Here is an 11,128-nt window from a genome sequence, read left to right as displayed (position 1 = left end):
CGTTGGCCCCTGCAAAAATTCAGATTTCAAAACGTAAAAAAGCGCTCTAATAGCGCCCTGTGTTACCCCTGTAGGCGCGAGCTTGCCCGCGAAAAACGCTCAGGCATCGCGTGTAGTCACGCCCATCAGCGTCATCGTTAACGATCATCGCGAGCTAGCCTGCTCCTACGGTAAAACCTGTTGATTCAGCAAAAAGATCCTGGAGTCCCCAATGCCCCATGAAGGCAACCTGTTACAAGCGGCGGTTGTGTTCCTGCTTGCCGCCGTACTGACCGTGCCCCTGGCCAAGCGCCTGCAACTGGGCGCCGTGCTGGGTTACTTGCTGGCCGGGGTGATCATCGGCCCGTCAGTGCTGGGCCTGGTGGGTAATCCGCAAAGCGTCAGCCAGTTTTCCGAGCTGGGGGTGGTGTTGCTGCTGTTCATCATTGGCCTGGAGTTGTCACCGAAACGCTTGTGGGTGATGCGCAAGGCGGTGTTCGGCGTGGGCCTGGCGCAGGTGATGCTGACGGGTACAGTGATCGGCGTGGTGGCGCTGTTTGTGTTTGGCCAATCCTGGAACAGTGCGATTGTGCTGGGCCTTGGCCTGGCGCTTTCCTCCACCGCGTTTGGCCTGCAGAGCCTGGCCGAGCGCAAGGAACTCAACCAGCCCCACGGGCGCCTGGCCTTTGCCATTCTGTTGTTCCAGGACATCGCGGCCATCCCGCTGATCGCCATGGTGCCGTTGCTCGCGGGCAGCGATCACCCCACCACCGCCTCCCAGGGGCTGGAGCACGGCCTGCAGGTGCTGGCCAGCATCGCGGTGGTGATCATCGGCGGGCGTTATCTGTTGCGTCCGGTCTTTCGCATCGTGGCCAAGACCGGCCTGCGGGAAGTGTCCACCGCCACCGCGTTGCTGGTAGTGATTGGCACGGCCTGGCTGATGGAACTGGTGGGCGTCTCCATGGCCCTCGGCGCGTTCCTTGCCGGGCTGCTGCTGGCAGACTCCGAATACCGGCATGAGCTGGAGTCGCAAATCGAACCGTTCAAGGGCCTGCTGCTCGGCCTGTTTTTTATCAGCGTGGGCATGGGCGCCAATATCAGCCTGCTGTTCAGCGCGCCGGTGATCGTGCTGGGGCTGACCCTGCTGCTGATCGCCATCAAGCTGCCGCTGCTGTTTTGCGTGGGGCGTCTTGCCGGTGACCTGAACCGTGAAAACGCATTGCGCCTGGGCGTGGTGCTGGCAGCCGGCGGTGAGTTCGCCTTCGTGGTGTTCAAGATCGGCCGCGACCAGGGCCTGTTCGAGCCGCACCTCTACGACATCCTGGTGCTGACCATCACCTTGTCCATGGCCGTTACGCCGTTACTGCTGTTGCTCTGCCCGAAGCTGTTCAAGCCCAAGGTCAAGCCTGTGGAAGTGCCCGAGGAATACCGCGCCATCGAAAGCGATTCGCCACGGGTGGTGATCGCCGGGATGGGCCGTATGGGGCAGATCGTGGCGCGAATCCTGCGGGCACAAAACATCTCGTTTATCGCCCTCGACACCTCGGTGGAAACCATCGAGCTGACCCGCAGTTTCGGCGGCATGCCGGTGTTCTATGGCGACCCCCAGCGCCCGGAAATCCTCCACGCGGCGAAGGTCGACCAGGCCGAGTTTTTCGTCATCGCCATGGACGACCCCGAAATCAACATCAAGACCGCCGAGCTGGTGCGCAACCTCTACCCGCACATGAAAATCATCGCCCGCGCCCGTAACCGCCAGCACGTGCACCGCCTGGTGGACCTCGACGCGTCACCGGTGCGCGAGACGTTTTACTCCAGCCTGGAAATGAGCCGCCGCACCCTGGTGGGCCTTGGCTTGACCCAAGCCCAGGCCGACGCGCGCATCAGCCGCTTCAAAAACCATGACCTGCAGCTGCTGGCAGCGCAACACGCGGTGTATGACGACGCGGCCAAGGTGATGCAGTCGGCCCAGGAAGCCCGGACGGAATTGGCGCGGTTGTTTGAGATGGACCGACTCGAGGAGGAGTCCGACAAGGTGTAAGGACGGAGATGAACGATCTTGCGAAAATTCTGACAGAATACGGCGCAATTTCGTTCATCCCTGGAGAGCTTCATGGCCACCCTCAGCAAGACCGCAGCCCTCTTGGCCCTCGCGCTGGCCGCCGGCTTCGGCGCCAGCCAAGTCCTCGCCGCCAGCAAGCCGGCCGCGCAGAAAACCGCCACCCAGACCGTCTCCACCCTGGACGGCAAGTTCAGCTTCAACCTGCCCAAGTCCTACCTGGCCGACCCACTGCCGGCCGGTGATGCCGAGCACGGCACCGCAGGCGCCACCGGTACGATGTACAGCGACCAGGCCACTAAAAGCGTGATCTTTGTCGTCGAAAAACCGAGCGCTGCCGGCCTGATCAAGGACAATGACCCGCAGTTCCTCGACGGTGCCGTGGCGGATTTCGTCAAGGAGCAAAGCGCTGCCCTGCCAGACTTCAAGAAAGGCGCCGAGAAGAAACTCACCGTCAAGGGCCTGGCCCTGCGCCAGGTCGACAGCACCGCGACCATGGGCGGCGGCAAGACCCTGAGCTCCACATTCCTCACGGGCTCCGGCAGCCACCAGTTGGTGGTGCAGGCCATTTCCCGGGCGGATGACGAGAAAGGCCATGCACTGTTGGTGAAGCAGATTATCGGCGGTAAATGAATCGCGGGACTCAGCGCAGGCTGTTTTCCAGCCACTGCTTCAAGTCCAGCAATTCCGCCTCACCGACGGTATGAATCATTCCCGGGTAGCCGTGGAATTCCGGCGTGAGGCCAATCCCCCGCAGCGCCTCATTGGCCTGCGTGGCCGAGTAGTAAGGCAGCGCCTGGTCCAGCGTCCCGTGGCCGATGAAAATCGCCAGCTTGCCCAGACGCTCGTCCGGCTTTAGCTCAGCCTTGAGCACCGGCAGCACGCTGCCACTCAACGCCGCAATCCCGCGCAGGGTTTCGGGATGCCGTAGCCCCACTTCGTAAGACATGATCGCCCCCTGGCTGAAGCCCACCAGAAACACCCGCTCAGGTTGGGTGTGGTACTTGGTGGTGGCCCGGGCGACGAAGTCTTCGATCAGCTTGGCGCTGCTCTGCAAATCGGCGATCTCGCCATCAAAATCGCCATCGCCCGGCTTCTTGCGAAACCAGCGATAACCACCGCCCTCTACCGGCATCGGTGCCCGCGCAGACAGGTAGGTCCAGGTCGACGGCAAGCGGTCCTTGAGCCCGAACAAGTCCGCCTCGTCACTGCCATAACCATGCAGGAAGATCACCAGCGGCTCGTTGCGCGCATCGCTTTGGGTCTGTTCCAGATACGGCAGCGGCAAGTCCGTGTGCAATTCAGCTTCGGCATGGGCAGCGCTGGTAAACAGCGCCAAGGTGAGGGCGATCAGTTTGAGCATGGGCATCAACCTTCAGGGTTTGCGCAACAAATAAGTATCCATGATCCAGCCATTGGCCTGGCGCGCCGCCTTGCGCACCCGTTCGATTTCTTCGGCCACCTCGGCCACTTTGCCGCTGATCAGGATTTCGTCCGGTGTGCCCAGGTAGGCGCCCCAGTAGATATCCAGGTCCTGGTCGGCCACGGTGCGGTAGGAATCTTCGGCATCGAGCATGACAACCAGGGTGTCGGCATCACTCGCCTGCCCCGCCGCCAACCGGCGCCCGGTGGTGATTTCGATGGAGCGGCCGATGCGGTTCAACGGCACTTTGTGCTGCGCTGCCAGGGCCTGGACGCTGGTAATCCCGGGGATCACCTCAAACTCGAACACACAACTGCCACTGGCCAGAATCGCCTGCAGGATACGGATGGTGCTGTCGTACAGCGCCGGGTCGCCCCAGGCCAGGAAGGCGCCGACTTCGCCGTCAGCCATTTCTTCATTGATCATCCGCTCGAAGGTCTGCTGCTTGTCGCGGTTCAGGTCCTTGACGGCGGTGGTGTAGTCGATGTCACCGCGCACCCGCTCGGGGCAATCGGCCTCGACAAAGCGGTAGGCATGATCGGTGATGTAGGTCTCGCAGATTTCCCGGCGCAGGTCGATCAGCTTGTCCTTGCTCTGGCCCTTGTCCATCAGGAAAAACACGTCGGTGCGGTTGAGCGCCTTGACCGCCTGCATCGTGATGTAGTCGGGGTTGCCGGCGCCAATGCCGATGATCAGGATGCGTTTCATGGGAAAGTCTTCATGGGTGTTCTCGGTGCGGGGAGCGGATTTTGCCATGTTCGGAGCGTCAGGCGTGAGTTTCCAGGCGCAGGCGCCAACGACCGTTGAAGCGCAACTCGGTGGATGACAGCGGCTCGACGTCGATCAGGTTGAACTGCGACGGCGGGCATTGCATCACGTGCAACAGCGCTGCGCGGATGACAAACGGATGGGTCACGGCCAGCACATGCCCCGGCGTTTGCTCAAGGGACTGCAACCACTGCCCTACCCGTTCACACAGCTGCGCCACTGATTCGCCGCCATGGGGCGCCGAGGTGCTGTCGGTCAACCAGGCCTGCAGTGCCTCGGGTTCGGCCTGCTGGACTTCATCAATGGCAAGCCCTTGCCAACGACCGAAATCGCAATCGCGCAGGGCTGTTTCAACCGACGCATCGGCCGCAAACAGCGTCGCCGTCTGCCGGGTTCGCGCCTCCGGGCCACACAGCACCTGGGGCGCACGCTTGAAGCGCTGCGCGAGGGACAACGGCGCCTGCTGCCAGTCCATCTCCACCGACTCATCCAGCGCAAAGCGTGCCTGTTTCTGGGCGCGGGTGCTGGCGTGGGCAATAAGGGTCAAACGGGTAGCCTGCATGACAAATCGCTCTGGTTTTAAGGTGCAGTCAGCGTAGACTTGCGAAATTGTTTCAATATGTTTCAAAAATTCTGCAACAGGAAGCCGGTTCAATGCCGGCGCGGTCGCGCCACTGTATTCGGCCTTATAGCCGTAAGCCAGACCCTGTTTCAGCCAACTCGCTATCCATTTCGGGACGCGTCATCCCTGGAGGTTTTCATGGCTTATACCGCTGCAACTGATTCCGACGTTTCCATCCCGTCCATTCCCCTGGGCGAAATCCTGCCTTGGGCGATCTTCGGCGGGCTGCTGCTGTTGCTGGCGATTTACTTCGTTGGCGCCGAGCAAGGCGCAACCGCCGTGTTCAAGGGCATGTACGTGCATGAGTTTGTGCATGACGGTCGTCACCTGCTGGGTTTCCCCTGCCATTGATTGGAGCGTGACGACATGACAGGGCATTTACTCGTTCGCGGGATGCTGGTGGGCTTGCTGGCCGGGATCCTGGCGTTTGGTTTCGCCAAGACCTTTGGTGAACCGCAGATCGACAAGGCCATCGCCTTCGAAGATCAGATGGCACAGATGCACGGCGACGCGCCGGAAGAAGAGCTGGTGAGTCGCGACGTACAAAGCACCTTCGGCCTGTTCACCGGTGTGGTGGTGTACAGCGTCTCCCTGGGCGGCATTTTCGCCCTGGTGTTCGCCTACTCCCTGGGCCGCATTGGCCGGGTCGGCCCCCGTGGCCTGGCGGCGCTGCTGGCGTTGGCGGCGTTTGTGACGATCATCGTGGTGCCGGGGCTGAAGTACCCGGCCAACCCGCCGTCGGTGGGCGACCCGGCGACCATCGCGCAACGTACCAAACTGTTCTTCCTGATGCTGCTGGTGTCGGTGGCGACCGCCGTGATTGCGATCAACGCCGCACGCAAGTTGATTGCCAGCCGTGGCGTGTGGGCCGGCGCCATTCTGGGTGTGGCACTGTACGTCGTGATCGTGTCGGTGGCCGGCAGTGTGTTCCCGACCATCAATGAAGTGCCTGAGCAGTTCTCGGCGGTGTTGCTGTGGAAATTCCGCGTGGCCTCCCTGGGGATTCAACTGGTGCTGTGGACCACCCTGGGCCTGGTGTTCGGCGCCGTGGCCGAGCGCACGTTGAGCCAGCCTCAGGCGCGTCTCAACTCCTGATGGCACCAGTAGCCGCCGACGGATCGGCGGCTACCGGCAATCACACCCCTGGTCGTGCCAGGTAAAACACCTCGTAGCCACTGCCCGGATGGCTCACATCCAGCGCCTTGCCCGACAAGGTGATCCGCACCAGTTTCCACGCCTGTACATCAAGCGCGAGGAACACCGCGAAGTTATCGCCGCTGTCTGCGATCTGCTGATTGCGGGCCTTTTCTGCGGCCAGGACTTGCCCACGGTCCGCCCCCGGCGCCAGCGCCCATTCCTCCCGATACAGGCTCAAGGCGTTGTGCGCCGGCCCACGCTGCACATCCAGCGGCAGCCAGGACTCAATGTGTGGCTGGCCAAAACTGTCGAGGACTTTCTGAAAACGCTCGCCGAGCAGAAAGTCCGCGGCCTGCAACGGGTCCGACCAGAGATAGACCGACGAATACAGGTTGCCCTTGCCCGGCGCCTGCCCCCGGGTCTGGGCGATAAACGCCTTGAACAGCAAACCCTCGGCGTGATCCCACAACGGCCCCAGGCGGGCGGCCCGCTCACGGATGACACCCATGTCGTAATCGGCTGGCAAGCGGTGTGAATACTGTTTGGCAAACATCATGGCGCTCCTGTTCAGATGAGTGGCCAGCTTGCGCAACGGCCATGATTTCATCAAGATATCACCGGATATAAGTGTGATAAGGATTTGAAATGACCGACGCACTAAAGCCCCTGGATATCGACACGGTGCACGCCTTTGTACTGGTGGCCGATTTCGCCAGTTTCACCCGCGCGGCCCAGGCCCTGGACACCTCACAGGCAGCCATCAGCCTCAAGCTCAAGCGCCTGGAAGACCGCCTCGGTTACCGCCTGTTGGTGCGTACGCCCCGGCACGTGAAGCTGTCGCCCCAGGGCGAGCAGTTCATCGTGGCCGCCCGTGCGCTGCTCAATGCGCATGAGCGCGCCTTGGGCGACATGGGCAACGGTGCACCGCGACGGCTGGTGATCGGCATCAGCGACCATGTGGCCGGACCGGACCTGCCGCTGTGGCTCAGCCGCCTGGCGGCGTATGACCCGCTGGTGATTCTGGAGGTGCGGATTGCCTCCTCCCGGGACCTGGTCGCGGCGTTTGACCGCAACGAACTGGACGCAGTGATCGTGCGCAACGAAGGCGATCGCCAGGACGCTGAAGTGTTGGTGGTGGAACGTTTTGGCTGGTTTGCCGCACCCATCTGGCAGCACACACCCGGCACACCGTTGCGCATGGCAACCATGGCCTCGCCCTGCGGCGTGCGGCACCTGGCAGTACGCGCACTGGATGAGGCGCGCATTGACTGGACCGAAGTGTTTGTCGGCGGTGGGGTCATGGCCGTGGGGGCAGCAGTCAGCGCCGGCTTGGGCGTGGCGGCGCTGGCCCGGCGGGTGGCGCCGGCGGGCGCTGTGGATGTGAGTGAACAGTATGGATTACCGGCATTGCCCGTCAGTGAAATCGTGCTGCACAGCCGGATCAGTGATGGCCGCTCCCGCGAGACATTGCGGGCCTTGAGTGCAACCTTCAGAGGGGTTCTGGAGCGCTAGACTGCATCTGGGTGTACCGCCCGCGCACGAACTGCTCCAGTTCATCTCCCGGCAGCGCCTTGCTGAAATACCAGCCCTGGATGATCAACTCCGAGCCCGACTGCAGAAACGCCAACTGCTCGGCCGTTTCCACACCTTCGACCACCACGCCGAGGTTCAGCGCCTCACAAAACCGCAACATCCCGGTTAACACCTGGGCGCCCTTTGGATCATGCTGGGCCACCACAAAACTGCGGTCGATCTTGATGAAATCCACCGGAAACTGGTGCAAATAACTCAACGCCGAAAACCCGGTGCCGAAGTCATCGATGTACACCTTGGCGCCAATCGCCTGCAGCTTCTCGATCATCTGCCGCGTGCCCTGGATATCCCCCACCAACGCATCCTCGGTGATTTCCACCGACACCTGCCCGTGGGCCTGGGCCAGTATCTCCACCAGCCGGTCACCGTACGCCGGGGTGGTGAGGGTGGCGCTGGAAATATTGATCGTCATCGGCAACCCGAAGCCGACCTTCTGCCACTTCTGGTACTGGCGCACCGCCTGGGACGCCACCCACACATCCACGTCGGGCATCAGCCTGGCGTGGGCCAGCCATTGCAGGAACTCCCAGGGCGAATGCACCGTACCTTCGGCGTCCCGGGCACGCATCAACGCCTCGCAACCGGTGCAGAGCCCGGTCCGGGTCGAAACCTGCGGCTGGAATTCGAGGTAAAACTCATAGTCGCAGATCTGCTGGATATGGCTCAACTCGCTAATCTGGCGCGCCTGGGCCTTATGGGAGGCCATCACCGGGTCCAGTTCCAGCAAGCGGCCTTTTTCTTCCAGGCCGCGAAAGGTCATGTCCAGCGACTTCAAATACACCGTGCCACCTTCCGTGGCCTGACGATGAATCGCCCGCACATAGGGCGCGTAAATCAGCGTGCCAACCCCCAGCAACAGCACCTGCAGCACGACCGCCGCCAGGTCGCCATGGGTACTCAGGTAAGCGTTGAGCAACACCGGCGCAGTAAACGGCACACTGACCACCGCCGGCGACACCCAGCCCAGTTGCACCACCGTGATCGCCAGCATCGCGTTGAACGCCGGCACCAGCAGGAAGGGAATGAACAGGCGTGGGTTGAGGATAATCGGCAGGCCAAACAACAGCACTTCACTGACATTGAACAAGGACAGCGGCAGGCTGGCTATCGCCACCAATCGCATGGACTGGCTCCTGGAAACACCAGGATCGCCAGCAGCAGGCTCAACGCACCGCCGGAGCCACCGATAAACGCGAAGCTGCCCAGCAAGCCGCCGTTCAACACATATTTGATCGGTTCGCCCGCCGCCATCGCCGCATTGTTGAGCGCCACGGCCTGGTCCAACACATCAAACAACGGCTGCATGGCGTAGACACCATGGATGCCAAAAAACCACAGCAGCGAATTCATCAGGGTCACAAACAAGCCGGTGCCATAGGGCGACTGCAGTGCGTCAAGCACCTGCGGGCCCTGAAGTTGCGCCACCTGGGGAATCTGCAACAGCAACGACAGCACGATCACCAGCCCGAGCGCCGTAATCGCCCCCGGCACCACCATATTGATGGTGCCCTTGAGGTTGTGCCCCACCAGGTCTTCGTTGACCAACCGGGTCCAGCGCCGCCGGTGCAGCCAGGCGATAACCGGCACATTGAGCAGCGGCGAGGCAATCGCGATAAACAACACAAAGGTCGCGGAGGCGCGGGGGAAATCCCGCAACACAAACGTGGCGATCACTACATGGGCCAGGCAGAGGAACGCTACCGGCAACTGCGGCAGGCGGTATTGAATCGCGAGCATGTAACCGATGGAAGCGGCCACCAGCAACGGGATCACCGAACTGATCTTGTTGTGAAGGCCCGCCAGGAAAGCCACCACCTGCGGGTCGAAACCCAGCACCCGGGCGCATTCGGACAGGATCAGGAAACCCGCCGATACCAGCAGGCATGGCAGGATCCACAACAGCCCCTCGCGTATGGCCCGCAACGACTCGGTGCTGGCCAGGGCTGCCAGCCGCTGGGTGAAGAAAAGCTTGAACAGCGTTTGCGCCATCACCTGTCCCTCGGTCGCCGGTGCCAGGTTCGAAAAATAACACCTGGCTGTCGCCTTATCACGGGGTAACGCTACACGCCCTGACACCGCGAGCGAAAGGTTTTTGCCACCCCAGGGGCAATTATTCAGAATCGCCGTATAGGCCTGCTGCTTGTCGATTGGCTCGGGTTGGCCCATCCTTCGGCGCATTGGTTGTCGTAAAAAACGACGCTTTCTTCGAACGGACTCGACTGATGCTGCGATTCTCTCCCCTCATGGCCTGCGCGCTGTTCGGCCTGATCAGCCCGTTGGCCGGCGCCGCCACCCCGACCTTCCCGGATGCCCAGGCCAGCGACCCGGCCCGGCTGCAATGGATGGTCGGCTCACCACCGCCGGCAGACCGCACCCTGCGCTTTGAAGACGGCAGCTATTTCCGCTTCCCGGCCATGCGCTGGAGTGTCGCCCACTTTCGCCAATTGATGCCCACGGTGAATGTCTCCCGAGGGCTGGGGGCGCCGCTGGTGTTGCCGCGCAAATTCGACCCCGGGCTCGACGCACTTCCCGTACAGCCCGCCGGTGCCGCCAAGCCGCTGACGTGGCGCCAGACCCTGGACGCCACCTACACCGATGGCATCGTGGTGATGCATCGCGGCACGGTGGTGTATGAGCGCTACTTCGGAGTGCTCAAGGACGACGGCCAACACGCGGCCATGTCAGTCACCAAATCGGTGATCGGTACCCTGGGCGCGATGCTGGTGGCCGATGGCACCCTTGATCCACAGAAAAACATCGTCGACTACGTGCCCGAACTGGGACATTCCGCGTTTGGCAGCGCCACCCTGCGCCAGGTGTTGGACATGACCACTGCCCTGGACTACAGCGAAGATTACGCCGACCCCAACGCCGAAGTCTGGGCCCACGCCCAGGCCGGCAACCCGCTGCCCAAACCCAAGGATTACACTGGGCCGCGCAGCTACTACGAGTTCCTGCAAACCGTGAAACAGCGTGGCGAACATGGCCGCGCCTTCGGCTACAAGACCGTCAATACCGACGTGCTGGGCTGGGTGATCGCCCGCGCGACCGGGCGCAACGTGGCGCAGTTGCTCAGCGAGCGGATCTGGAGCCGGCTCGGCGCCGAACAGGACGCCTACTTCACCGTCGACTCCATCGGCACACCGTTTGCCGGTGGCGGCCTGAACACCGGGCTGCGGGACCTCGCCCGGTTTGCCGAGATGCTGCGCAATGGCGGGCGCTTCAATGGCCAGCAAATCGTGCCCGAAAGCGTGGTGAAGGATATTCGCCAGGGCGGCGACAAGCAGGCGTTCGCCCAAGCCGGCTATGCTCAATTGAAGGGCTGGAGCTATCGCAACATGTGGTGGGTGACCCACAATCCGGACGGCGCCATCATGGCCCGTGGGGTACATGGCCAGAGCATCTACATTGACCCCAAGGCTGAAATGGTGATTGTTCGCTATGCATCACATCCTGTGGCGGGCAATGCGGCCAATGACGGGGTGACCTTGCCGGCCTATGCGGCCATGGCGGCTTTTTTGATGACCCAACCAGACTGACCTCTCTT

The 11,128-nt window shown here is 62.2% G+C and carries 10 protein-coding genes and 1 pseudogene; 6 read left to right on the top strand and 5 right to left on the bottom strand.

Annotated elements, in window-relative coordinates:
• Positions 1–211: 211 nt before the first annotated feature.
• On the top strand, positions 212–2,020 hold the full coding sequence (locus JFV30_RS09950) for a monovalent cation:proton antiporter-2 (CPA2) family protein (protein ID WP_201123403.1): 1,809 nt from the start codon (positions 212–214) through the stop codon (positions 2,018–2,020).
• Positions 2,021–2,092: 72 nt separating this feature from the next.
• Positions 2,093–2,671 (top strand): hypothetical protein, encoded by a 579-nt coding sequence (locus tag JFV30_RS09945; RefSeq protein WP_201123401.1) that lies wholly within the window; start codon positions 2,093–2,095, stop codon positions 2,669–2,671.
• A 10-nt stretch (positions 2,672–2,681) separates the two neighbouring features.
• Here JFV30_RS09945 and JFV30_RS09940 read toward each other — a convergent pair whose 3' ends face one another.
• Genes JFV30_RS09940 through JFV30_RS09930 form a run of 3 tightly spaced genes read right to left on the bottom strand, consistent with a single transcriptional unit; the run spans position 2,682 to position 4,791 of the window.
• Positions 2,682–3,401 (bottom strand): alpha/beta hydrolase, encoded by a 720-nt coding sequence (locus tag JFV30_RS09940; protein WP_201123399.1) that lies wholly within the window; start codon positions 3,399–3,401, stop codon positions 2,682–2,684.
• A gap of 12 nt (positions 3,402–3,413) precedes the next feature.
• Positions 3,414–4,169 carry a precorrin-6A synthase (deacetylating) gene (gene cobF, locus JFV30_RS09935; protein WP_010173273.1) on the bottom strand — a complete coding sequence of 252 codons (756 nt, stop codon included), beginning with the start codon at positions 4,167–4,169 and terminating at the stop codon, positions 3,414–3,416.
• Between the two features lie 58 nt (positions 4,170–4,227).
• Positions 4,228–4,791, bottom strand: a complete 564-nt coding sequence (locus JFV30_RS09930; protein WP_201123397.1) for a histidine phosphatase family protein — start codon at positions 4,789–4,791, stop codon at positions 4,228–4,230.
• Between the two features lie 198 nt (positions 4,792–4,989).
• Between JFV30_RS09930 and JFV30_RS09925 the strand changes: the two genes are divergently transcribed.
• On the top strand, positions 4,990–5,202 hold the full coding sequence (locus tag JFV30_RS09925) for a CbtB domain-containing protein (protein ID WP_169388061.1): 213 nt from the start codon (positions 4,990–4,992) through the stop codon (positions 5,200–5,202).
• Between the two features lie 15 nt (positions 5,203–5,217).
• On the top strand, positions 5,218–5,946 hold the full coding sequence (locus JFV30_RS09920) for a CbtA family protein (RefSeq protein ID WP_201123395.1): 729 nt from the start codon (positions 5,218–5,220) through the stop codon (positions 5,944–5,946).
• A gap of 40 nt (positions 5,947–5,986) precedes the next feature.
• Here the strand turns inward: JFV30_RS09920 and JFV30_RS09915 are convergent, their stop codons facing one another.
• Positions 5,987–6,541 (bottom strand): DUF4865 family protein, encoded by a 555-nt coding sequence (locus JFV30_RS09915; protein WP_201126159.1) that lies wholly within the window; start codon positions 6,539–6,541, stop codon positions 5,987–5,989.
• 92 nt (positions 6,542–6,633) lie between these two features.
• On the opposite strand from JFV30_RS09915, the gene JFV30_RS09910 reads away from it, so the two are divergent.
• Positions 6,634–7,500, top strand: a complete 867-nt coding sequence (locus tag JFV30_RS09910) for a LysR family transcriptional regulator (RefSeq protein WP_201123393.1) — start codon at positions 6,634–6,636, stop codon at positions 7,498–7,500.
• Here JFV30_RS09910 and JFV30_RS09905 read toward each other — a convergent pair.
• Positions 7,478–9,570, bottom strand: a pseudogene (locus JFV30_RS09905) (PTS sugar transporter subunit IIC/EAL domain-containing protein). The gene JFV30_RS09910 and the pseudogene JFV30_RS09905 overlap by 23 nt on opposite strands.
• 233 nt (positions 9,571–9,803) lie before the next feature.
• On the opposite strand from JFV30_RS09905, the gene JFV30_RS09900 reads away from it, so the two are divergent.
• Positions 9,804–11,120 carry a serine hydrolase domain-containing protein gene (locus JFV30_RS09900; protein WP_201123391.1) on the top strand — a complete coding sequence of 439 codons (1,317 nt, stop codon included), beginning with the start codon at positions 9,804–9,806 and terminating at the stop codon, positions 11,118–11,120.
• The last annotated feature ends 8 nt before the right edge of the window (positions 11,121–11,128 follow it).

This window comes from Pseudomonas sp. TH32 (assembly GCF_016650855.1).
Classification (GTDB): Bacteria; Pseudomonadota; Gammaproteobacteria; order Pseudomonadales; family Pseudomonadaceae; genus Aquipseudomonas.
The sequence above is the reverse complement of the archived record's forward strand: the minus strand, read 5'-3'. Positions and strand labels throughout refer to the sequence as shown.